The 22583-nt window shown below is 68.7% G+C and carries 24 protein-coding genes; 8 read left to right on the top strand and 16 right to left on the bottom strand.

The annotated features are described in order from the left end of the window. Positions 1-113: 113 nt before the first annotated feature. The 6 genes from FM111_RS05215 to htpX all read right to left on the bottom strand — a co-directional run bounded on the left by FM111_RS05215 (position 114) and on the right by htpX (position 5682). Positions 114-788 (bottom strand): RNA-binding protein, encoded by a 675-nt coding sequence (locus FM111_RS05215; RefSeq protein WP_087139700.1) that lies wholly within the window; start codon positions 786-788, stop codon positions 114-116. Positions 789-806: 18 nt separating this feature from the next. Beyond that, positions 807-2561, bottom strand: a complete 1755-nt coding sequence (gene nusA / locus FM111_RS05210) for a transcription termination factor NusA (RefSeq protein WP_087139699.1) — start codon at positions 2559-2561, stop codon at positions 807-809. Then, positions 2561-3157, bottom strand: a complete 597-nt coding sequence (gene rimP, locus FM111_RS05205) for a ribosome maturation factor RimP (protein ID WP_087139697.1) — start codon at positions 3155-3157, stop codon at positions 2561-2563. The genes nusA and rimP overlap by 1 nt, the downstream gene beginning before the upstream one ends. Positions 3158-3270: 113 nt before the next feature. Next, complete coding sequence (locus FM111_RS05200) at positions 3271-3636, bottom strand: hypothetical protein (protein ID WP_087139695.1); 366 nt, start codon at positions 3634-3636, stop codon at positions 3271-3273. 142 nt (positions 3637-3778) lie between these two features. After that, positions 3779-4507, bottom strand: a complete 729-nt coding sequence (gene trmB, locus FM111_RS05195) for a tRNA (guanosine(46)-N7)-methyltransferase TrmB (protein WP_087139693.1) — start codon at positions 4505-4507, stop codon at positions 3779-3781. A 173-nt stretch (positions 4508-4680) separates the two neighbouring features. Then, complete coding sequence (htpX, locus tag FM111_RS05190) at positions 4681-5682, bottom strand: zinc metalloprotease HtpX (protein WP_087139690.1); 1002 nt, start codon at positions 5680-5682, stop codon at positions 4681-4683. Positions 5683-5780: 98 nt separating this feature from the next. On the opposite strand from htpX, the gene FM111_RS05185 reads away from it, so the two are divergent. Beyond that, positions 5781-6035 carry a DUF1674 domain-containing protein gene (locus FM111_RS05185; RefSeq protein ID WP_087139689.1) on the top strand — a complete coding sequence of 85 codons (255 nt, stop codon included), beginning with the start codon at positions 5781-5783 and terminating at the stop codon, positions 6033-6035. Between the two features lie 314 nt (positions 6036-6349). Beyond that, positions 6350-7177 carry a hypothetical protein gene (locus FM111_RS05180; protein ID WP_087139687.1) on the top strand — a complete coding sequence of 276 codons (828 nt, stop codon included), beginning with the start codon at positions 6350-6352 and terminating at the stop codon, positions 7175-7177. A gap of 84 nt (positions 7178-7261) precedes the next feature. Here the strand turns inward: FM111_RS05180 and pyrF are convergent, their stop codons facing one another. Next, positions 7262-7984, bottom strand: a complete 723-nt coding sequence (gene pyrF, locus FM111_RS05175) for an orotidine-5'-phosphate decarboxylase (protein WP_087139685.1) — start codon at positions 7982-7984, stop codon at positions 7262-7264. A gap of 97 nt (positions 7985-8081) precedes the next feature. Between pyrF and FM111_RS05170 the strand changes: the two genes are divergently transcribed. Further along, positions 8082-8780, top strand: coding sequence for a MarC family protein (locus FM111_RS05170; protein WP_087139683.1), 699 nt, complete (start codon positions 8082-8084; stop codon positions 8778-8780). A gap of 4 nt (positions 8781-8784) precedes the next feature. On the opposite strand, the gene FM111_RS05165 is transcribed toward FM111_RS05170, so the two are convergent. The 4 genes from FM111_RS05165 to glpK form a co-directional block, all read right to left on the bottom strand. Next, positions 8785-9591 (bottom strand): SDR family NAD(P)-dependent oxidoreductase, encoded by an 807-nt coding sequence (locus FM111_RS05165; protein ID WP_087139681.1) that lies wholly within the window; start codon positions 9589-9591, stop codon positions 8785-8787. Positions 9592-9601: 10 nt separating this feature from the next. Further along, positions 9602-10078: an Rrf2 family transcriptional regulator gene (locus FM111_RS05160; RefSeq protein ID WP_087139679.1), complete on the bottom strand. Its 477-nt coding sequence runs from the start codon at positions 10076-10078 to the stop codon at positions 9602-9604. A gap of 88 nt (positions 10079-10166) precedes the next feature. Then, positions 10167-11255, bottom strand: a complete 1089-nt coding sequence (locus tag FM111_RS05155) for a phosphotransferase family protein (protein WP_087139677.1) — start codon at positions 11253-11255, stop codon at positions 10167-10169. Then, complete coding sequence (gene glpK / locus FM111_RS05150) at positions 11252-12751, bottom strand: glycerol kinase GlpK (protein ID WP_087139675.1); 1500 nt, start codon at positions 12749-12751, stop codon at positions 11252-11254. The genes FM111_RS05155 and glpK overlap by 4 nt, the downstream gene beginning before the upstream one ends. Before the next feature lie 57 nt (positions 12752-12808). Here glpK and FM111_RS05145 point away from each other — a divergent pair, with 57 nt between their 5' ends. Together FM111_RS05145 and FM111_RS05140 are read left to right on the top strand one after the other, a co-directional pair. Then, positions 12809-13783 (top strand): threonine ammonia-lyase, encoded by a 975-nt coding sequence (locus FM111_RS05145; RefSeq protein WP_087139673.1) that lies wholly within the window; start codon positions 12809-12811, stop codon positions 13781-13783. Positions 13784-13837: 54 nt separating this feature from the next. Beyond that, complete coding sequence (locus FM111_RS05140) at positions 13838-14293, top strand: MaoC family dehydratase (RefSeq protein WP_087139671.1); 456 nt, start codon at positions 13838-13840, stop codon at positions 14291-14293. A gap of 10 nt (positions 14294-14303) precedes the next feature. Here the strand turns inward: FM111_RS05140 and FM111_RS05135 are convergent, their stop codons facing one another. Together FM111_RS05135 and FM111_RS05130 are read right to left on the bottom strand one after the other, a co-directional pair. Further along, a complete protein-coding gene (locus FM111_RS05135; RefSeq protein WP_087139669.1) occupies positions 14304-15236 on the bottom strand; it encodes a Gfo/Idh/MocA family protein in 933 nt (310 codons plus the stop codon). Positions 15237-15241: 5 nt separating this feature from the next. Beyond that, positions 15242-16402 (bottom strand): DegT/DnrJ/EryC1/StrS family aminotransferase, encoded by a 1161-nt coding sequence (locus tag FM111_RS05130; RefSeq protein WP_087139667.1) that lies wholly within the window; start codon positions 16400-16402, stop codon positions 15242-15244. A gap of 202 nt (positions 16403-16604) precedes the next feature. On the opposite strand from FM111_RS05130, the gene FM111_RS05125 reads away from it, so the two are divergent. The 3 genes from FM111_RS05125 to FM111_RS05115 all read left to right on the top strand — a co-directional run bounded on the left by FM111_RS05125 (position 16605) and on the right by FM111_RS05115 (position 19176). Next, the gene (locus FM111_RS05125; protein WP_087139666.1) at positions 16605-17714 is read left to right on the top strand and encodes an AGE family epimerase/isomerase; all 1110 of its coding nucleotides are present in this window, start codon (positions 16605-16607) and stop codon (positions 17712-17714) included. Beyond that, entirely contained in the window at positions 17711-18220 is a 510-nt protein-coding gene (locus FM111_RS05120) for a D-glycero-alpha-D-manno-heptose-1,7-bisphosphate 7-phosphatase (protein WP_087139664.1), read from the top strand. The genes FM111_RS05125 and FM111_RS05120 overlap by 4 nt, the downstream gene beginning before the upstream one ends. A gap of 62 nt (positions 18221-18282) precedes the next feature. Beyond that, on the top strand, positions 18283-19176 hold the full coding sequence (locus FM111_RS05115; protein ID WP_087139662.1) for an alpha/beta fold hydrolase: 894 nt from the start codon (positions 18283-18285) through the stop codon (positions 19174-19176). A gap of 124 nt (positions 19177-19300) precedes the next feature. Here the strand turns inward: FM111_RS05115 and FM111_RS05110 are convergent, their stop codons facing one another. From FM111_RS05110 to FM111_RS05100, 3 genes are all read right to left on the bottom strand, one after another. Beyond that, the gene (locus tag FM111_RS05110) at positions 19301-19525 is read right to left on the bottom strand and encodes an alkylphosphonate utilization protein (RefSeq protein WP_039245979.1); all 225 of its coding nucleotides are present in this window, start codon (positions 19523-19525) and stop codon (positions 19301-19303) included. A gap of 63 nt (positions 19526-19588) precedes the next feature. After that, positions 19589-20191 carry a DUF4168 domain-containing protein gene (locus FM111_RS05105; protein ID WP_087139660.1) on the bottom strand — a complete coding sequence of 201 codons (603 nt, stop codon included), beginning with the start codon at positions 20189-20191 and terminating at the stop codon, positions 19589-19591. Between the two features lie 171 nt (positions 20192-20362). Further along, complete coding sequence (locus FM111_RS05100) at positions 20363-22411, bottom strand: NAD(+) synthase (protein WP_087139658.1); 2049 nt, start codon at positions 22409-22411, stop codon at positions 20363-20365. Positions 22412-22583: the final 172 nt, after the last annotated feature.

Below are 22583 nucleotides of genomic sequence, written 5' to 3'. Positions count from 1 at the left end.
CGGTCGCTTTACTCAGGGCGGAGAATTCCGCCTTCGTCTCTATCTTGTGCACCCATAGCAGAATGCGGCCCCGCCTCCGTCATATCGGAAACAGGCCCGCAACCGCCGAAACCCTAAGGCTCTCCATCCGGGGCGCCGCCCCGGTCGTCCTCTGCGCCGTTTTCGGGCCCCGCCCGGTTCCAGCTCTGGGGACAGAGAGGTCGAAATCCCGCCAACCGCTGAACCTCCTGGGTCCAACGATCAGCCCGCCCGCCTCGCAGCAGGACGGCGTGTATCGCATTTTCCAGCCCAAGGGCCAAACTCAAATCGTCCGCGCTGAAAGCCCCGCAGATTTCGGGGGCGGGCGAGGCGTGTCTGGTGAGGCCCAGAAGCTTGCCGCGCCCATCGGCCGAGCCGTCAGCGGCTTCGATCAGCCAGGCGGCGCGGCCGCTGCGGATCGCCGCAGCGCATTTCTCGAAGCCAGAGATAAGCACGCCTTCGCGCCGGGCAAGCCCCAGCTGGTCCAGACAGCGCCGAACCAACAGGCTTTCGACCAGATCAGGCAGGTCGGCGGCGGGCTTCAGCGGCGCCTTGGCGGCCCGCGCGAACAGGTTTTTCTTGATCGCAGCCTCAAGCGAGGCGCGGTCGGCCGCGACCCACAGGCCGCGCCCCGGAAGCTTACGCCCCAGATCGGGCGCCACTGCGCCGTCCGGGCCGCCGACAAAACGGATCAGGCGAGATTCATCGAGGACCTGGCGTGACGCCAGGTCCTGACGATCTCTATCGATCAACGTCTCGGACGACCTCATGGACAGCTGCGGCTCCCATCACATGTCGCGGGACTGATCGTCGAGGTCGTCGGAAACGACCTCTGCATCAGCATCAGCGTCGGCGTCGGCGTCATCCGCCGGGGTTTCTTCCTGGCCTTCGCCTTCGCCGTCGAACTCGACGTCGCCTTCCAGCGTCTCTTCCTCGACGTATTCCGGCTGAGGCAGTTCCGAGGCGTCGATCCAGCCGGCGGCCACGCGCGCCTGCAGGATCAGCATTTCGGCGTCTTCCTGGCTCAGGTTGAAGCTTTCCAGCACGCCCGGAACCTTGACCCGCTCGCCGCCGCGCACTTCATAGCCGCCGCGGATTTCGTCGGTGGCCAGGTCGGCCAGATCCTCGACCGTCTTCACCCCGCCTTCGCCCAGGGCGACGGCGATGGCGGCGGTCACGCCCGGAATTTCCAGCACGCCGTCCTCGACGCCCAGAGCCACGCGCTTGGCGTCCAGCTCGGCCGCCTGACGGTCCAGGTGCTCGCGGGCGCGGGTCTGCAGCTCTTCGGCCGTATCCTCGTCGAAGCCTTCGATCTCGGAGATCTCATAGGGCTCGACGAAGGCCAGATCCTCGACCGTGGCGAAGCCTTCGGTGACCAGCAGCTGGGCGATGGTCTCGTCCACGTCCAGGGCTTCCTGGAACAGGGCGGTGCGCTCGGCGAACTCGCGCTGGCGACGCTCGGAGTCCTGAGACTCGGTGATGATGTCGATCTGCCAGCCGGTCAGCTGCGAGGCCAGGCGGACGTTCTGGCCGCGACGGCCGATGGCCAGCGACAGCTGCTCGTCCGGGACCACCACTTCGACGCGGTCGGCTTCTTCGTCCAGCACCACCTTGGCCACTTCAGCCGGGGCCAGAGCGTTGACGATGAAGGTGGGCTCGTCGTCGTTCCACTGGATGATGTCGATCTTCTCGCCCTGCAGTTCGGCGACGACCGCCTGAACGCGCGAGCCGCGCATGCCGACGCAGGCGCCGACGGGATCGATCGAGCTGTCGTTCGACAGGACGGCCATCTTGGCGCGCGAACCGGCGTCGCGGGCGGCGGCGCGGATCTCGATCACGCCGTCATAGACTTCGGGCACTTCCTGGGCGAACAGCTTGGCCATGAAGCCCGGATGGGCGCGCGACAGCATGACCTGCGGGCCCTTGGCTTCCGGGCGCACGTCATAGATGTAGGTGCGGACGCGGTCGCCGACGTTGAACACTTCGCGCGGGATCGACTGGTCGCGGCGCATGATGCCTTCGCCGCGGCCCAGATCGACGATGGTGTTGCCGTATTCGACGCGCTTGACCGTGCCGTTGACGATCTCGCCGACGCGATCCTTGAACTCTTCGTACTGATTGGCGCGCTCGGCCTCGCGGACCTTTCCGGTCACGACCTGGCGGGCCATCTGCGTCTGGACGCGGCCGAACTCGAACGGCGGCAGGATCTCGACGTATTCCTTGCCGACCTCGGCCTCGGCGTCGCGCTTCAGCGCGTCGCGCAGACGCACCATGGCGCTGTCGTTGAACTCTTCCAGCTCGTCTTCCGGCTGCCAGTCGTCGGCGACGATGGTGACGTGACGGGTCAGGCTCAGCTCGCCGGTCTTGTGGTCGATCTTGGCGCGGATGTCGTGGTGAGCGCCATAGCGCGACTTGGCGCCCTTCTGGATCGCTTCCTCGATCGCCTCGATGACGATCTCCCGGTCGATGTTCTTCTCGCGCGCGACGGCGTCAGCGATAGAGAGCAGTTCCAGGCGGTTGGCGGAGATTCCGGTCACGGCCATCAGGCGTCGTCCTTAGTGGAGTCGGAGTTGGATTGTTCAGCGTCGGGCGCACCCTCAGGCAGGCCGTCGTCTTCGGGTTCGCCGCGCGCCGCGCGCAGGGCCGCGCCGCGTTTCAGCAATTCATCGGTCAGCACCAGCTTGGCGTCGGCCAGCCAGGCGAAGGGGATCAGGGCGGTCTCGTCCTCGCCGTCCAGATCGATAGCGATGTTCTCGCCCTCGACGCCGGCGACAATGCCCTTGAAGCGCTTGCGGCCCTCGACCATGCGGTCGGTTTCCAGGCGGGCTTCCAGGCCTTCGAACAGGCTGAAATCGATCAAGCGCGTCAGCGGCCGGTCGATGCCGGGCGACGAGACTTCCAGCAGATATTCGCCCGAGATCGGGTCGGCGGCGTCCAGCACCTCGGACACGGCGCGCGACAGGCGGGCGCATTCCTCGACCGAGATGTCGTGATCGAGATTGCGCTCAGCCATGATCTGCAGACGGCGACGCAGGGTGCCGCCCATCAGGCGCACGCGCACGACCGCCAGCCCCAGGCTCTCGGCCACGGGGTCGATCAGCTCAAGCAGAGCACGGTCTTCGGCGGTCTTGGCCCGCAAACGGCTACTCCAAAAACAAAAGCGACGGTCCGTCCGGGCCGCCGCTTGATACGACGCCGTTGGACGTCGGTCTAACGATGTGAGCGGTCATATAGGCCAAAGCAGGGGCCGTGTCAGCCCCCTGCCGACGCCCTCGCCGTTCGCGGCCTGGACAGCCGGCGATAGAGCGCCCCGGCGGCGAACCCCGCCAGGATGATGCAGAGCGGCGCGGCCCAGCCGCCCATGCCCAGTGCATCCTTGCCGTCTTCGACAATCTGCCAGGGCGCGAAAAAGCCCACCGCCTCAAGACCCAGGCCCGTCGCCCCCAGCGACGCCGCCACATAGGCCGAAGCGGCCAGAGCGCCCGCCACGCTCCATGCGGTCACGGACGCCGTCGACAGGAAGCGCTCGGCCAGAATGCAGCCCAGGCTCCCGAACAGCAGGGACGGGACAAGGCCATAAAACAGCACGAACATCCACACGAACGGCGACAGCATCATCAATGTATCTGAGCCATTAGCCAGACGCCCCGCCAGGCCGTAAAAAATCGCCGACAACACCGGCGCGAGCACGACGCAAAGAAGAAGCTGGGGCCAGCGAGGGTCGGCCGTTTCAGACACTGACCGCCGCTCGTCCATCGTCTCAGTTCCGCACGAACTCGAGGAAGATCGGGTCGGTGTCGCCCAACTTCTTTTCCTCATAGCGGGTGACGACGTGGTCTTCGGGCGGGGCGAACCAGTCGGCGCCCATTTCAACGCGCGTCAGGCCCGGCGTGCGCGCCAGCCGCTCCAGCGCCCAGTCGGCGTAGTCCAGCCAGTCGGTGACGAAGCGCACGCGGCCCCCCGGCTTGAGCAGGCGGGCGATCTCGACCGCCGTCTCGTCCTGCAGAAAGCGGCGCTTGTTGTGGCGCGCCTTGTGCCAGGGATCGGGGAACAGGATCATCACCCGGTCCAGACTGGCGTCCGGCAGGGCCGCCATCACCGCGCGGGCGTCGTCGGCGTGCAGGCGCACGTTCTCAAGCCCGCCTTCCTCGACGTGACGCAGGGCCGAAGCCACGCCGTTCAAAAAGGGCTCGCAGCCGATCATCACCGCCTCGGGGTGACGCGCCGCCTGGGCCGCCAGATGCTCGCCCCCGCCGAAACCGATCTCCAGCCAGGCGGCTTTCGCCTCCGGCATCAGGGCCAGCGGGTCGATCGGCCCCTTGGCCGGGTCCGGCACGGCGATACGCGGCATCAGGGTGTCGAACAGGGCCGCCTGCTTCGCCTTGATCGGCCGCGACTTGATGCGTCCGAAAGAGCGCAGCGGGCCATGCGCCTTGGCCCATTCGGGACGATCGGCGTCGGACGGTTTGGGGTCGGTCTCGTCGGTCATGGCGCGCGCTCTAGACCATTTTCGGTTCAGTCGAAATCGACTGAACCCAGAACAATGGTCCAGAATTATGCTTGGAGCGAATATCTGTGTTCAGTTGGACACTCGTCCAACTGAACCGATTTCGCTCTAGCGGCTTAAGCCCGCGCACGCAAAGGGCCGCTTTCGCGGAAAGCTCAGCCCCACGGCCCGCGCGGCGGCGCGGCGGGGGCGTCGTCGGTCGTCGGCACGCTGGTCCCTCGGATCGGCGCGGCGGAAAGGCCGGACGAAGCGGGCGCAGGCGCGACAAAGGCCGGCGCAGACCGCACGCGCCCGCCCATGCCCATCTTGGCCCCCAGCTCCATCAGGGCGCGCACGCGGTTGCCGGTAGCCGGGTGGGTCGAGAACAGATTGTCCGCCCCCTTCCCGTTCAGCGGATTGATGATGAACATATGGGCCGTGGCGGGGTTACGCTCGGCCGGGGCGTTGACCGCCCCGCGCGCATAGGCCTCGATCTTCTGCAGGGCCGAAGCCAGGGCCTGCGGGTCGTTGGCGATCTCGGCGCCGACGCGGTCGGCTTCGTATTCTCGGGTGCGGCTGATGACCATCTGCACCAGCCCCGCCGCCATCGGCGCCAGCAGCATCAGGGCGATGGTTCCGATCATGCCGCCCGGCCGTTCGCGGTCGTCGCCGCCGCCGAAGAATAGGGCGAAGTTGGCCAGCATGGCGATGGCGCCCGCCACCGTCGCCGTGACCGTCATGGTCAGGGTGTCGCGGTTCTTCACATGGGCCAGTTCGTGCGCCATCACGCCGCGAATCTCTTCGCGCGTCAGCATGTCCAGCAGACCCGTCGTCGCCGCCACCGCCGCGTTCTGGGGGTTGCGGCCCGTGGCGAAGGCGTTGGGCTGATCGTTCGGGATGATGGTGATGTTGGGCAGAGGCATCCCCGCATCCTTCGCCATCTGCTTCACGTCGGCGACATAGGCGCGCACCACGGCGTTGGGGTGGGTCTCGTCCACCGGCTCGGCGCGGTACATCTTCAGGACGATCTTATCCGCGTTCCAATAGGAAAACAGATTCATCCCCGCCGCCACGACCAGGGCGATGACCATGCCGGGCCCTTTGCCGATCAGATAGCCGATCCCCATGAACAGGGCGGTCATCACGGCCAGCAGGGCGAATGTCTTCAGATGGTTCATGCGGGGTTTCGGTCGCGCTATCGGACTTCAAGGGGTGGCGTGTTCAGCCGGAACGTCTATTTGAGCCGCAGTATCCCCGCTCTCAAGGCAGGCGACCTGTGACCGAACAGCCCACCCCCCCGACCGAACATCAGCTCGAACCTTCCCCCGAGGAAGCCTTCAACGCCGACGTGCCCCACGCCACGCCCGAACGCCCCCTGAACGAGGCCGCCCGTCGCGCCCTGCTGGAAGCCGCCGAACGCCGCGCCGCCGAGGAAGCCGCTGCGCTTCCGAACGAGGTCGGCGGCCGCAAGGGGCCGGAGCCGACCCGTTTCGGCGACTGGGAGAAGAAGGGCCTGGCGGTGGACTTTTAGAGCGCTACCGCTCGCCGCGCGGCGGCTCGCTGCTTGAGCTGGTTTCGCCGCTACCGCTCGCTGCGCCGATCCACCTTCCCACAGCGTGGGGAGGTGGATCGGCGGCGTAGCCGACGAGACGGAGGGGCCGCTGGGCGCCACTGTCGTCGACCTTGAAATGCAGTCGACCTCCGCCGCCCCAGCCCCTCCACCGCTACGCGGTCCCCCTCCCCATTGCATGGGGAGGAAAGAGCCCCGGTTCCCTTGATGGGAGAATAGTGAACGCTCTGGCGAGATCCGCATTAACCTTTGCGGCCGAAACAAGGAGCGCAGCCATGAAGGCTCTATTCTACGCCGCCGCAGGCGCGGCGGTCCTCATCGCCGGAGCGGCCGAGGCCCATCAGGCCGGCGCCCGATATAACGCCGCCGCCGGCTACGCCCGCGGCCCCGTCGTCCAGACCCGCGCCCAGACCTGGTATAGCGACACCGGCTGGCAGGGCGGCTACGGCCCGATCGAAAGCTACGGCTATGGTTACGGCTACGGCGGCGCCGGGGTTCGTCCGCCGGTCGTGATCGCCCCGTCGCAGCCGCCGATCCAGCATGGCGGCTACGCCTATTCCGGCGTCACCCGCTCCATGCCCTTCGGCTATCCGGTCGACGGCTACGGCCGCTACCCCTGGGCGCGCGCCGGCTATGGCGGCTACGGCGGCCAATATCAAGGTCAGTATCAGGGCGGCTACCAGCAGGGCTATTACCAGGGCGGATACGACTGCGGTCGCTGCGGCCCGCCTCCCCCGCCCATGCAGCCGGTGCACTATCGCGCCGAGCCGATCTACGTCAGCCAGCCTCCGGTCTACGTCTCGCAGCCGCCCGTCTATGTGGAATCGCCGCCAGTCTATGTGCAGCCGGCCCCGGTCTACGTCGAACCGGCCCGCGTCCACGTGGCGCCGCCGCCGGTCCATGTGGCCGCCGCCGACGTGCGCGTCGCCCCGGCCCAGGTCGAGGTGGCCCGCCCCAACGTCTACGTCGAGCCGCCGCGCGTCGAAACCGCCCCGCCGGTCGTGAACTTCGACCAGGGCTATTACGCCGTTCCGCCCGCCCCGCCTGCGCCGCCGTCTCCGACCGAGCGGCCCTACCGCCAGGAACGCGGCGAACGCGGCTAATACGAAAAAGGGCGGCGTCCCGCAGACGCCGCCCTTCTTGTTTCACGTGAAGCACGATCCCCTTCAGGATCAAGCCCATAGGCCTCAGACCAGGGCGATCTCCTGGGTGATCGCCTGGGCCGCCGCACGCGGATCGGCGACGGCGGTGATCGGACGGCCGATGACCAGATGGGTCGCCCCCGCCGCAAGCGCGCTGGCCGGCGTCGCAGCGCGCGCCTGATCATCCAGGGCCGCCCCGGCGGGCCGCACGCCCGGCGTCACGATCAGGAAGTCCTCGCGTCCCGCCGCCGCCGCGATCTCGCGCGCCCGGCCCGCCTCATGCGGGCTGGAGACGACGCCGTGGATGCCCGCCTCCAGCGCCTGACGCACCCGCTGCTCTACCAGTTCCGCCGCCGACAGGCTGTGATCGTCCGCCTTCAGATCCTCGTCGGTCAGACTGGTCAGGACGGTGACGCCCAGAATCTTCAGATCCGAGCCCGCCGCGCCGCGCGCCGCCGCCGCCATCACCTGGGGCCGGGCGTGAACGGTCAGCAGGTCGCAGCCCGCATTGGCCAGCACCGCCGTCGCCTTCTCCACCGTCGCGCCGATGTCGTGCAGCTTCCAGTCCAGAAACACCTGGGCGCCGGACGCCTTCAACTCGCGCGCCAGACCCATGCCGTCCGAAGCGAACAGCTGCAGCCCCACCTTGTAGAAGCCCACCGCATCGCCGATCCGCGCGACCAGGGCGCGGGCCTCATCGGTCGTCGGCACGTCCAGGGCGCAGATGACGCGCGGGTCGAAGGGGCGATTAGGGCGATCTTGCGACATTTCCGGCTCTCGGCGGCTTGCAGGCGCGCGCGGATGCCCCGATAGGTGAGACAAGGGGTCGCGGTCGCGCGGCGGGTTTTAAGGGCGGGATGAAGCAATGAACGCGGTCGATCTGGGGGTCAACCTGTTCGTGGCGCTGTTCGCCCTGCTGGACCCCATCGGCAATGTGCCGATCTTCGCAGCGGCCACGGCGGGCGCCTCCCTGCGTCAGCGCATCACCGTCTCGGCCATGATCTGCGCCTTCGCGGCGGTCTTCCTCGGCTTCTTCTTCTTCACGGGCCTTGGCCTGCTGCAGTTCTTCGGCATTTCTCTGGCCGCTTTCCGCATCGCGGGCGGCATCCTGCTGCTGCTGCTGGGCCTGGACATGGCGCGCGAGGACTTCCTCAAGATCTTCGCCGACGCCGACGCCGCGACCGACGCCCAGGACGTGCGCGGCTACGCCAAGCGCCGGTTCAAGCGCCTGATCGTGCCCTTCGCCATTCCCCTGATGATCGGACCGGGCGCCATCTCGGCCATCATCATCCAGGCGGGCGAGGCCCAGAAACTGGGCGCGGCGGGCACGGCGGCGTCGCTGACCGCCATGGTCGCCGCCTGCGTCGTCACCTTCATGTGCTTCGCCGCCACCGGCCCGATCAGCCGCATCCTGGGCGATGTCGGCATGGCCATCGTAGTCCGCGTGCTGGGCCTGATCCTGTGCGCCCTGGCGATCCAGTTCATCCTGATGGGTCTGGGCGAGGCCCTGCCGGGGATGTTCAGCGCAGGCGTCACCACCCCCTACCCTTCCGGCGGACACTAGAGCTTCAGAGGCGGTCCAGCCGTTTGGCGTGGCCGCCGACCATCTTCAGCGCCAGGGCGTCGGGCAGCAGTCCGCCCAGCGCCGCCAGCACATTGTTGGCTGCGCCCGGCGTCACGCGCGGCCGATTGGCCTCGACCGCATCCCAGCCGATGCGGGCCACGCGGTCGGCGTCCATCCACATCCACTTGGGATAGGCGGCCGAGACCTGATCGCGCGAACCGTTGACGTCGTGGAACTCGGTATAGGTGTAGCCGGGACACAGGGCGGTGACGTGCACGCCGGTCCCTTGCGTCTCCAGCCACAACCCTTGCGACGCCTTGATCAGGAAGCTCTTGATCGGGCCGTAAAGCGTGTCGCCGCCGGTCGCCGGCATCTGTCCGGCCAGAGAGGCCACGTTCAGCACACGGCCCCAGCCGCGCGCGACCATGCCCGGCAGCACCAGGCGCGACAGCTCGACCGGCGCCGTCAGCATGACCCGGATCATGGCGGCGTGATCGGCCGGATCGGTCGTCAGAAAGCCCGTGGTGCGGCTGAAGCCCGCATTGTTGATCAGGCCGTCGACGCTCAGATCGCGCGCCGCGATCGCCTCGACCAGACGCGCGGGCGCTTCCGGCTCGGCCAGATCGGCCACGACGACGCTCGCGGCGACGCCGTGGGCGGCGGCCAGCGCCTCGGCCAGGGCGTGAAGCGGCGCCTCGCGCCGGGCGGTCAGGATCAGGTCATGGCCTCGCGCCGCGCAGACGCGCGCCAGGGCGGCGCCGATGCCCGCCGAAGCCCCGGTGATCAGAACGGTGCGGCGCCCCTCCCCCAAGGACGCCTCGTCAGGCCGCGTCGGCGTTGGGGCAGCACGGATGCGGCGCGAACGGGCGCAGCACTTCCGGGTCTTCGGCCAGCAGGTCGGCGATGGTGATCTTCGACAGGGCCGCACCCGCCGCCTGATCCGCCGCCGTCAGGGCCTTGGCCACCTGGCGCGGAATGTGTTCGCCGACCGGGCACCCCTTGGCCCCGGCGGGCGGCGAGCCCAGCTGAGCGCAGCCGTTCACGGCCTTCAGCACCTCATCCAGGCGAATATCCTCGGGCCGCCGCAGCAGCCACGATCCGCCCGACGCGCCGGGGCGCGTGGCGATCAGGCCCGCCTTGGCCAGCAGGGCCGTAACCCGGCGGATCACCACCGGATTGGTCGGCACCGAGGCCGCCAGGACGGCGCTCGGCTCGGCCTCGGTCGCCGCATAGGCGCCCTTGTGGGCCAGATAGGCCAGGGCGTGGGCGGCGACGGGGAAACGTTGGCTGTCAGACATCAGGGTTCTTGCTCCTGATGGGAAGGTAGGCCTTCCGAGAGCGTTTCACAAATCGATCCGTAACAAAAACTGTTTCCGTACAGCTCCGCTAGGCGCCCGCCTTGCACGCAAAGCTCCAGGCCGCGTCCGAAAGCGGACCGACCTGGGCCGCCATGGCCTTGGCGTGGGCGCTGGCGGCGGTGCCGTCGCGCACCCGTCCGGCGATGCCCTGACAGATGGCCGCCAGCCGGAACAGATTATAGGCGAACAGCCAGTCCAGGTTCTCCGGCGCCGCCGTGCCGGTCTTCTGCGCATAGCGGGCGACCGTCTCCTCGACCGAGGGAATGCCCAGCGCCTTCAGGTCCGCCCCCGCCAGGCCGTTGCGCAGGGACGCCGGGATCACCCAGGCGATCAGCAGATAGGAAAAGTCCGCCATCGGGTCGCCCAGGGTCGACAGCTCCCAATCCAGCACCGCGCGCACCTTCGCCTCGGCCGGATCGAGGATCAGATTGTCGAGGCGGAAGTCCCCATGCACGATCCGCGTCGGCCCCTCCGGCGGCAGGCTGTCGGGCAGGAAGGCGATCAGCCGGTCCATGGCCGCGATCGGCGCGATCTCGGAGGCGCGATACTGCTTGCTCCAGCGCCCCACCTGGCGCGCGAAATAGTTCCCCGCCTTGCCGTAGTCGGCCAGGCCTGCGGCCTCCGGCTCCAGCCGGTGCAGGGCCGCCAGCGTATCGACCTGGGCGTCATAGATGGCGCGGCGCTCCGGCGGCGTCAGGCCGGGCAGCTTCAAGTCCCAGAAGATGCGGCCCTCGACCTTCTCCATGACATAGAAGATCGAACCGATGACGTTATCGTCCGCGCACAGAGCATAGGGCCGCGCGACCGGAAAACCCTCGGCGTGCAGGGCCGAGATGACCGCGAACTCCCGGTCCACGGCGTGGGCGCTGGCCAGCAGCGCGCCCGGCGGCTTGCGGCGCAGCACATAGGTCCGGCCCGGCGTGGTCAGCTCATAGGTCGGGTTGGACTGGCCGCCCTTGAACTGGCGGATCGTCAGCGGCCCGGCGTAGCCCTCGACGTTGGCCGCCAGCCAGGCGTCCAGCGCCGCCTCATCCAGCCGATGACGGTCGTCCACCTCGCGCGTGCCCGAAAACGCGGCCTGAGCGTCCAGTGCCTGTGAATCCACGGCCTCGGTCATTCCCCCTCCTCCGGCTGAGCGGCGATGATGGCGGCCCTGACCGCGCCGCGCCAGCCCTTGAGCAGCCGCGTCCGCTCCTCGGCCCCCATGCGCGGGGTCCAGACGGCGGGCGCCTCGGCCGGCGCCGTCCACAGGGCCTCGGTCAGACCGACGCCATAGGCCGCCAGCCGCGCCGCCCCCATGGCGGTCATCTCCTGAAAGGCGGGACGTTCGACCTCGACCTCGCAGATGTCGGCGATGAACTGCATGGCGAAGGCGTTGGCGGTGACGCCGCCATCGACCTTGAGCCGTTTCAGCGGCGGCGCCCCGTCCTTCGTCAGGGCGTCCAGCAGGTCGCGGGTCTGATAGGCCAAGCTCTCCAGCGCGGCGCGGACCATGTGCGCCGGTCCGCTGTCGCGGGTCAGGCCGACGACCGTGCCCCGCGCCTCCGGCTCCCACCACGGCGCGCCCAGTCCGGTGAAGCCGGGAACCAGATAGACCCCGCCGTTGTCCTTCAGCGTCTGGGCCATGGCCTCGGACTGGCGCGAATCCGACAGCACCTTCAGCCCGTCGCGCAGCCACTGAATCGCCGACCCGGCCGAGAAGATGGACCCCTCCAGCGCATAGGCCGCCTCGCCGCCCGCCGCATAGCCCAGCGTTCCCAGCAGGCGCGAGGTCGAGGTCACCGGCGCCCCACCGACATTGGCCACCAGGAAGGCCCCGGTGCCATAGGTGATCTTGGCGTCCCCCGCCGTCAGCGCCCCGTGGCCGACCAGGGCCGCGTGCTGATCCCCCGCCGAGCCGTGAATGGGCAGGGCGCGCCCCAACAGCGACGGATCCGCCGTCCCCAGCAGGGCGTCGCAGTCGCGGATCTCCGGCAGGGCCTCAATCGGCACGCCGAACAGGTCGCACAGGTCCGGCCGCCAGGCGCGGGTCGTCAGGTCCATCAGACTGGTGCGGCTGGCGTTGGTGGCGTCGGTGACGTGGCTTTGGCCGCCCGTCAGCTTCCAGATCAGCCAGGCGTCGATCGTGCCCAGCTTCACCTCGCCGCGCGCCGCCCGCTCTCGCGCGCCAGGCACGGCGTCCAGCAGCCAGGCGTATTTCGACGCCGAGAAATAGGGATCGAGGATCAGGCCCGTCGCCGCCTGAACCTTCGCCTCATGCCCCTGCGCCGCCAGCTTGCCCGTCGCCTCAGCCGTGCGCCGGTCCTGCCAGACGATAGCGCGGTGCAGCGGCTCGCCGGTCGCCGCGTCCCAGATCACCGAGGTCTCGCGCTGGTTGGTGATGCCGATGGCGGCGAAGCGCCCGACGCCGCCCGCCTTGCGCACCACCTCGCGACAGGTCTGCAGCGTCGCGCGCCAGACCTCGGCCGCGTCATGCTCGACCCAGCCCGACTGCGGGAAGTGCTGCGCCAGCTCGATCTGACTGACGGCGACAGCGTGGAAATCACCCTCAGACGAGACTTCAAACGCGATCGCGCGCGTCGAGGTCGTGCCCTGGTCGATGGCGAGGATCATATTTGCTTGCATGATGTGAGTTATGCAGAGCCTGCGCCGCGACGTAAGAGGGAAGCCATGCATACGCCCAGTTTCCAAGGCGTCGTCGACGCCACCCGTCAGATCGCCCCCGCCGCCGTCCGCACGCCGCTGATCGAGCATACGGCCCTGAACGAGGCTGTCGGCGGTCGGGTGCTGATAAAGGCCGAGACGTTTCAGGTGGCGGGCGCCTTCAAGTTCCGCGGCGCCTATAACCGCATCAGCCGCCTGACGGACGAAGAGAAGACGCGCGGCGTCGTGGCCTATTCCTCCGGCAACCACGCGCAGGGGGTGGCCGCCGCAGCCAGGGCCGTCGGGACGCCCGCCCTGATCGTCATGCCGTCCGACAGCCCGGCGGTGAAGGTCGAGGGCGTGCGCGCCTTCGGCGGCGAGGTGCGCTTCTACGACCGCTGGACCGAGAGCCGCGAGGCCATCGGCGCCGAGATTGCGGCCGAGCGCGGCTCGGTGCTGGTCCCGCCGTTCGACGATCCCTTCATCATCGAGGGCCAAGGCACCGTCGGGCTGGAGATGCTGGAACAGGCGGGCGTGCCGATGGATCAGCTGCTGTGCGGCGCCTCGGGCGGCGGGCTGATCGCCGGGATCAATCTGGTCATGGCCGAACAGAGCCCCGCCACCCGCGTCATCGTGGTCGAGCCGGACGCCTTCGACGACACCCGCCGCTCGCTGGAAGCAGGTGCGCGCATCGGCCATCCGCAGGGTGCGCCCTCCATCTGCGACGCCCTGATGGCGCCCATGCCGGGCGAACTGACCTGGCCCATCAACCGGCGTCTGGTGGGCGCCGCCACCGTCACCGACGCCGAAGTGGCCGAGGCCATGCGCTTCGCCTTCCGCTGGCTGAAGCTGGTTATCGAGCCGGGCGGCGCCGTGTCCCTGGCGGCGCTGCTGTCAGGCAAGGTCGAGGCCAGGGGGCTGACCACCGGCATCGTCCTGTCGGGCGGCAACGTCGACCCCGGCCTGTTCAGCGCCATCATCGAGGGACGCTTCGAGGGGTAGGTCTTGCTTCCACCCCCTCCCCGCGCAAGGCTGGCGCGAACGGGAGGGCGTCACATGAGCAAGGCCAGCGAACTACAGTCCCAGATCGGTCAGGAGGTCGGCGTCAGCCGCTGGTTTGCGCTGGACCAGGCGCGCATCGACGCCTTCACCGGACTGACCGAGGATGAGCAGTTCATCCACGTCGATCCCGAGCGCGCCAAGGCGACGCCCTTCGGCGGAACCATTGCGCACGGCTTCCTGACCCTCAGCCTCGCCTCGGCCATGAGCATGGACGCCGTCGCCCCGCTGGACGATCTGGTCATGGGGGTGAACTACGGCTTCGACCGCCTGCGCTTCCTCGCCCCGGCGTCGTCCGGGTCGCGCGTGCGCGGCCGCTTCAAGCTGTTGTCGGCTGAGGACAAGGGTGGCGGCCGGTGGCTGCTGAAGCACGAACTGACCGTCGAGATCGAAGGCGGCGACAAGCCCGCCCTGATCGCCGAATGGCTGACAATGCAGGTGGTGAAGGCCTAGAGCCTCTCGCTCACTCCCCCAGACACCTCAGCGCCACTTCCAGATTGCGCAGGCCGTCTTCGCCGCTGACGGCCGCCGTCTCGCCGGTGCGGATGGCGTGGACGAAGGCCTCGTGCTCCTTCTTGAGCGGCTCGGCGGGCCAGGCGTTCAGCATCCGCGTCGAATAGGAGCCGTCCGGCTGCTGGCCGAAGAATTCCGTCACCTGGCGGGTGATCAGGTCGGCGACGATGAAGCGGTTCTTGGTCGCCACCTGCAGGACGCGGGTCTTGTAGGGCGTGACCCAGTTGGTGGTGATGTGGGCGATCACCCCATTGTCCATGCGGAACTGCAGCAGGGCCGAGTCCTCGCGCGAGGCGTGGGTGTGGCCTAACAGCGACTGGACCTCGGTCATCTCCGACCCCGTCAGATGGCGGATGATGTCGATGTCGTGCACCGCCAGATCGATGACCACCCCGACCTCGCCCATGCGCGGCGGGAAGGGGCCGACGCGGGTGATCTGGATGGAGATGATCTCGTCGCCGTCGATGGCGCGCTTGACCGTCTCGACCGCCGGGTTGAAGCGCTCGACATGGCCGACCATCAGCACTCGGTCATTGGCCTTGGCGGCGTCGATCATGGCCTGAGCGTCGGCCACTGTGGCCGCGATCGGCTTCTCAACCAGCACATGGACGCCAGCGTTCAGCAGGGCCACGCCCAGTTCGGCGTGATAGCGGTTCGGCGTGGCGATGACGGCGGCGTCCAGGCCGGCGGCGACGAAGGCCTCGGCGGTCGTCACGGCGGTCGCGCCATAGGCGGCGGCCACGCCCTCGGCCGTCACGGCGTCGGGATCGAAGACGGTCGTCAGCTCGACGTCGCGCAGTTCGGCCAGGACACGGGCGTGGTTGCGGCCCATGACGCCGGCGCCCGCGACGCCGATCTTGAGAGGGGTCTGCTGGAGGGTCATGCGGATCAGGCCTTAAAGCTGGCGACGGCGGCGATGATGCGGTCTTGCGTCTGGGCGTCCAGATCGGCGTGCATCGGCAGGCTGACGACCACGTCCTTCAGCCGCTCGGTGACGGGCAAGCCGCCCGCGCCGCGCGGATAGTGCTCATAGGCGGGCTGAAGGTGCAGCGGGATCGGATAATAGACCGCCGTCGGCACGCCCTGATCCTTCAGATGCGCGGCCAAGGCGTCGCGGTCCGAATGCTCGACCGTGTATTGCGCCCAGTTGGAGACATTGCCCGCCGGGACGTCCGGCACCTTGGCGACGTGGGGGCTCAGGCCCTCGTTATAGCGGGCGGCGGCGGCGTTGCGCCACTCGATCTCCTGCGCAAAGACCTTCAGCTTCTCGATCAGGACGGCGGCCTGGATGGTGTCCAGACGGCTGTTCAGGCCGACGCGCATATTCAGATATTTGGGGTCGTGGTCGAAGGTCCGGTCCTTCAGGTCGACGCCGACCGCCTTGCCGTGGACGCGGATGGAATCCATCAGCTGGGCCAGTTCGTCGTCATTGGTCAGCACCGCCCCGCCATCGCCGTAGCAGCCCAGCGGCTTAGCCGGGAAGAAGCTGGTGGTGGTCACATCGGCCCATTTCAGCGGATGCGCGCCGTCGATGGTGCAGCCGAAGCCCTGGGCCGAGTCCGAGATCAGCTTCAGGCCATGTTTGTCACAGACCGCCTTGATGGCCGGATAGTCGGCGGGCTGGCCGAACAGGTCGACGGCGATGACCACGCGCGGGGTCAGGCGACCCTCGGCCTTGATTCCCTCGATGGCGCGCTCCAGCGCGGCCGGGTCCATGTTGTAGGTGTCCGCGTCCACATCGACGAAGACCGGCTCGGCGTCGAACCAAGGCACGACCTCGGCGGTGGCGGCGAAGGTGAAGCTGGGGACGAAGACGGCGTCGCCGCGCCCGATCCCCCAGGCCATCAGCGGCAGGGCCAGGGCGTCGGTGCCGTTGGCGCAGCCCAGGGCGTGCTTGGCCTTGCCGAACGCGGCCAGGTCGGCCTCGAACTGGCGCACCTGCGGGCCCATGACCCAGGCGCCGCCGACGACGGCCTCCTGAACGGCGGCCTCGATCTTGCCGCCGAGGCGCAGGCGCTGAGCCTGAAGGTCGATGAAGGGAATGGTCATTGCGATGTCGCTCTCTCGATGGGGCCGGCGCGGGCGGAAGTCCAAGGCTCCGGGGCGCGGACGCGAAGGCGGGTCGTCTGTGTCAGTCTGCGTCCTAGCAAAGCGGCGGGGTGCTGAACAAACCCCCCCGAGTCACTTCGCGTTGCCGGATGCAACGAAACGGCGACTTGGCAAAGGCCGGAGCGCCGCCTAAGCCGGACCCATGAGCTTCGACGCCGCCGCCAGGAACCGGGTCCATGACTGGCTGTTCGGCCAGGCCCTGCCGCTGTGGGCGGCGGCGGGAATCGACGGCGATGGCCGCTTCTTCGAGAAGCTGGACCTCGATGGACGGCCAGTCACAGGCGTCCCCCGCCGCACCCGCGTGCAGGCGCGACAGACCTATGTCTTCATCCAGGCCGCCGCGCTGGGCTGGATCGAGGCCGAACCCGTCGCCCGCGCCGCGCTGGACGCCCTGATCCGCAGCAACCGCCGGAACGACGGCCTGTGGGTGCGCGCCACGGACGACGCGGGAACCGTGAGCGACGCCACGCCTGATCTCTACGACCTGGCCTTCGTCCTGTTCGCCCTGGCCGGCGCGCACCGCGTGCTGAAGGACGAACGGGCGCGGCCGCTGGCGCTCGAGACCCTGGCCGCCATCCAGGCGCAGATGGCCGATCCCGTTCACGGCGGCTGGCAGGAGGCCCTGCCCCCGGTCTTGCCGCGTCGCCAGAACCCGCACATGCACATGCTGGAGGCCCTGCTGGCCTGGCAGGCGACGGCGCCCGACCCGGCCTTCGAGGCGGCGGCCCGGTCGGTGCTGGAGCTGTTCAACCGACGTTTCTTCGACCGCGAACATCTGATGCTGGGCGAGTTCTACGAGACCGACTGGAGCCCGCGCCCCGGCTCCGAAGGCCAATGCATCGAGCCGGGACACCACATGGAATGGGTCTGGCTGCTGGGCGAAGCCGCCCGCCTAGGCCTGCCGGACCTGAGTTCCCCCGCGCGCGCCCTCTACACCAGCGCCCTGACCTGCGGGGTCCGCGCAGATGGACTGGCCGTGCGCGAGATCAACCGGATCGGCCAGATCCGCGACGGCGGCGTGCGCCTGTGGGCCCAGACCGAGCTTCTGCGCGCCCTGCATGCGCGCGGCGAACACGTCAGGGCGGCCAGGCTGATCGAGCGCCTGTTCGAGACCCATCTGGCGACAGAGACACAAGGCCTGTGGATCGACGCCTTTGACGCCGAGGGACGGCCCCAGGACGCCGCCGTTCCCGCCTCCAGCCTCTACCATCTGATGACGGCCTTCTCGGCCCTGCTGACGGAGCCCGCATGACCCAGCGCCCCGCCGCCTTCCTCGACCGCGACGGCGTGCTGATCGTCGACAGCGGCTATCCGCACCGGCCCGATCAACTGGTGCTGATTCCCGGCGCCGCCGAGGCGGTGAAGCGGCTGAACGAGGCGGGCTACATGACCGTCATCGTCACCAACCAGTCGGGCGTGGCGCGCGGCATGTTCAGCGAAGAGACCATGCACGCCTTCAACCGTCGGCTGATCGAGCGGCTGGCCGAAGGCGGCGGGCGCATCGACGCCGTCTACGCCTGTCCCTTCCATTCAGAAGCGGCGGACGAACGCTATCGCCACCCCGACCACCCCGACCGCAAGCCCAACCCCGGCATGTTGCTGAGGGCCGCCGCCGAGCACGACCTGGACCTTTCCCGCTCGCTGATGATCGGCGACCAGCCTTCGGACATGGAGGCGGCGCGGCGCGCGGGCGTGGCGGGCCATCGCTTCACCCAGGGCGATCTCGATCAATTCATCCGCGATCTGCCGCCCGGCTGATCGCTATTCCGCAATCGATGAATTAACGTCGCTCGAACGGAACTGCTGTTCGGAGACGATCCATGCCGATGACCACCCCGCTGGCCGACCGCTTTGTCGAGCGGCGCTGGACCTCGCCGGACGGCCTCAGCCTCTACGCCCGCGACTACGCCCCGGCCGAGGGGCCGGCGCGCTTGCCGGTCATCGCCATCCACGGCCTGACGCGCAACAGCGCCGATTTCGGCGTCATCGCGGGTCTGATCGCCCACAGCGGTCGCCGCGTCCTGGCGATCGACGTGCGCGGGCGCGGCCGGTCGGATCGTGCGCCCGACCCCATGACCTATACGCCGGACGTCTATGCGAAGGACGTCGTGGCCCTGATGGAGCAGGCAGGGATCGAGAAGGCGGTCTTCCTCGGCACCTCCATGGGCGGGCTGATCACCCTGGCGCTGACCGCCATCAAGCCCAAGGCCATCGCCGCCGCCATCCTGAACGACGTCGGCCCCGAGGTCGCGACCGAAGGTCTGGCCCGCATCGCCGCCTATACCGGCCAGCCCGTCGTGATCGAGAGCTGGGATGACGCCACGGCCTACGCCCGGCGCATCAATGAGGCGGCCTTCCCCGACTATACGGACGCCGACTGGGCCGCCTTCGCCCGCCGCGTCTTCCGCGAGGGGACCGAGGGCGCGCCGGTGCTGGACTATGACCCGGATATCTCCGCGCCGATCAAGGCGGCGGGGTCCAAGGCCCTGGTTCCCAACCTGTGGCCCGCGTTCCGGGCGCTGGCGCGGAAGAAGCCGACCCTGCTGGTGCGCGGCGGAACATCCGACCTGCTCAGCCCCGCCATCGCCGACAAGATGAAGAAGGCCGCCCCTGCCATGGCCTATGTCGAGGTTCCCGGCGTCGGCCACGCCCCCATGCTGGACGAGCCCGAGGCGCGCGCCGCCATCTTCGAATTCCTGGCGAGCGTGGGCTGAGGCAGCCCTCCGGGGCCCAAGCAGCACAAGGCCCGGTCGACCCGCTCACGGCCTCAAGTAGCGTGAAGCGCGATAGGCCCGCTTAAATGAGCCTCAAGCAGCGCGAAGCGCGGTAGGCTCAGCATCAAGCCTTCTTCACGAACTCCGTGCGCAGGACCAGGCCGCGCACCTTCTCGACGTTGGCCTCGATCTCGTCGGGGTCGCCGGTCAGACGGATGTTCTTGACCAGGGTTCCACGCTTCAGCGTCACCCCGCCCGAGCCCTTGACCTTCAGATCCTTGATCAGGGTCACGCTGTCGCCGTCGGCCAGGAGGTTGCCGTTGGAGTCCTTGGTCACGTCGTCGGTCATGGTCGATCCTGCCTGAAAGAGAGAGAGGGCCGCCGCTTCCGCGACAGCCCGCCTCCCATGGGCCTATTCGCCCTGACGCGTCTGGGCAAGGGCGATGCGCGCCTGCAGATGCTCGTCCTGCGCCGTGGCGGCGGAAATAGCGTTGAAGCGCTCGATCTCAAGGCCCGAGTTCTGGATGGCGGCGGCCATCTGAGCCTGCTGTTCGGCGTTCGGCTGGGCGCCGTTCAGGGCGCGGGCGATGCCCGAGATTTCGCCCATGGCGGCGGCGAACTGACCGGCTTCGGCGTCGGTGACGCCGGCCCCGACCGAGCCGGGCGCGGACGGCGTCGCGCCCGCCACAGCCGCCCGAGCCTGCAGCACCGGGTCAGCCGAAACGGCCGCCGAAATGGCGTTGAAGCGTTCAACGGCCAGACCCGAGTTCTGCACGGCGGCGGCCATCTGGGCCTGCTGGTCCTCGGTCGGGGTTCCGTTCTGGACGGTCGCGGCCACGCTCTGGACCGTCTTCATGGCGGCGGCGAACTGGCTCAGTTCGGCGTCGGTCGGTTCACCGGCTGCGGCAGGGGCGGCGGCGGGCGCTGGAGCGGCGTCCTGCGCCAGAGCGGGCGCGGCGGTCAGGAACAGGGCGGCCAGAATGGCGGTCGGGGCGGCGGCCGTTGCAAAACGCATGGCGTATCCTTCTTCAACCCCGAACGCTCAGCCCAAGGCTGACCCGGACAGATCCGGGCTCTCCCGCACGACCGGGTGTGTCAGGCTCACAGAGGGCGGGGAGGTCGAAACGCTAACCCGCGTCCCGCAGACGCGTAAACCCCAGGCGAGTCGTTTCAACCCTCGCGCGCATCAGTCCGGCGTATTGGCGTCCAGTTCGTCCAGCCACACCCGCGCCGAGGAATCCGACGGCGCCCGCCAGTCGCCGCGCGGCGACAGCGACCCGCCCGTGACCACCTTCGGCCCGTTCGGCACGGCCGAGCGTTTGAACTGGCTGGTCTGGAAGAAGCGGATCAGGAACTTCCGCAACCAGCCCTTGATGGTCGGCAGGTCATAGGCGACCCGTTCGCCCTGCGGCAGGCCTTGCGGCCAGCTTCCCGTCGCCGCATCGCCCCAGGCCTGATGGGCCAGATAGGCGACCTTGGACGGCTTCAGGCCGAACCGGCTGATGTAGAACAGGAAGAAGTCGTTCAGCGCATAGGGGCCGACAATGCTCTGCGTCGACTGGATCGCTCCGTCGGCGCCCGCAGGAACCAGTTCGGGCGAAATCTCCGTCGCCAGAATGGCGTGAAGGGTCGGGGTCGCCGTCTCCCCCACCAGACCGCGCCCGGCCACCCAGCGGATCAGGTGCTGGATCAGGGTCTTCGCCACCCCGCCATTGACGTTGTAGTGGCTCATGTGATCGCCGACGCCATAGGTGCACCACCCCAGCGCCAGTTCCGACAGGTCGCCGGTGCCCAGAACGAAGCCGTTGTTCTGATTGGCCAGACGGAACAGATAGTCGGTCCGAAGACCCGCCTGCACATTCTCGAAGGTGATGTCGTGGACCGGTTGGCCATCGGCAAAGGGGTGGCCGATGTCGCGCAACATCTGTTCGGCAGCGGGACGGATGTCGATCTCGGCGCCAGTGACGCCCACCGCATCCATCAGCGCCCAGGCATTCGACTTGGTGCCGTCCGAAGTGGCGAACCCCGGCATGGTGAAGGCCAGGATGCCGGTGCGCGGCAGCTCCAGCCGGTCGAAGGCGCGACAGGCGACCAGCAGGGCCTGCGTCGAATCCAGCCCCCCCGAGACGCCGATCACCAGCGTCTTCGACCCGGTCGCCGTCATCCGCCGCATCAGGCCCTGAACCTGAATGTTGAAGGCCTCAAAACAGTCCTGATCCAGGCGTGCCGCATCGTCCGGCACAAAGGGGAAGCGGTCCAGCGGACGGATCAGGGCGTCGGTCGGCCCCTGTCCCGCCTCGAACGGAACCACCGTCGCGGCCTCGCCTTCCAGCCGGGCGCAGTCAGCGAAGGTGCCGTTGCGCAGTCGATCCAGCCCGATGCGGTCCACGTCCACGTCGGCGATCGTCAGATGGCTGTGCAGGGCGAAGCGCTCGCCCTCGGCCAGACGGGCGCCCAGTTCGTGGATCGTCGCCTGACCGTCCCATGCCAGATCGGTCGTGCTTTCGCCCCAGCCCGAGGCGGCGAAGACATAGGCCGACAGGGTGCGCGCCGACTGGCTGGCGCACAGCAGGGCGCGCTCGTCCGCCTTGCCGATGACGATGTTGGAGGCCGACAGGTTGCACAGGATGCGCGCCCCCGCGAGCGCCGCCCGCGTCGACGGCGGCTGCGGCGCCCAGAAGTCCTCGCAGATCTCGACCGCGAAGACGAAGCCGGGGCGGTTGGTCGCCTCGAATATCAGGCCCGGCGCGAAATCGATGCTTTCGCCGTTCAGGACGACAGCGTCCTCGCTACGGCTGGCGGCGGGCGCGAACCAGCGCTTCTCATAGTATTCGCGATAGTTGGGCAGATAGGTCTTGGGGACCACGCCCAGCACCTCGCCGCCGCCCAGCACCACGGCGCAGTTGAACAGGGCGTCGCCGTTGCGGATCGGCGCGCCGATCACGGCGATGACGCCAGCCTCGTCCGCGACCTCGGACAGCCGCGCGATCTGGCGCTCGACCTCTTCCAGCAGGGCCGCCTGCATATGCAGGTCGTCGATGGCGTAGGCGCTCAGCGACAGCTCGGGGAAGACCAGCAGGTCCACGCCCTTCTCGCCCGCCTGACGGATCAGCCGTTCGTGCTCTTCGGCGTTGGCGGCCGGGTCGGCGACATGAACCACCGGGGTCGCGGCGGCGACGCGCACGAAGCCGTGGCTGCGCGGGGCGTGGAAGGAATGCGTCTTGGACTTCGCCATCAATCTTTCCGCTCATCCCGGCGGACGCCGGGATCCAGTGAGAGCCACAGGCACTGACCCTACAGCCTGCGGGATCAATATAGGGTTGCGCGATGAAGCCAAAGCACTGGATCCCGACGTCCGCCGGGATGAGCGGGTGAAATGATCGCACGTGACCTGCGAACCGCCGTCG

Source organism: Brevundimonas diminuta 3F5N (assembly GCF_900163625.1).
Lineage (GTDB): Bacteria > Pseudomonadota > Alphaproteobacteria > Caulobacterales > Caulobacteraceae > Brevundimonas > Brevundimonas diminuta_A.
This window is presented reverse-complemented; position numbering and strand designations above follow the sequence as displayed.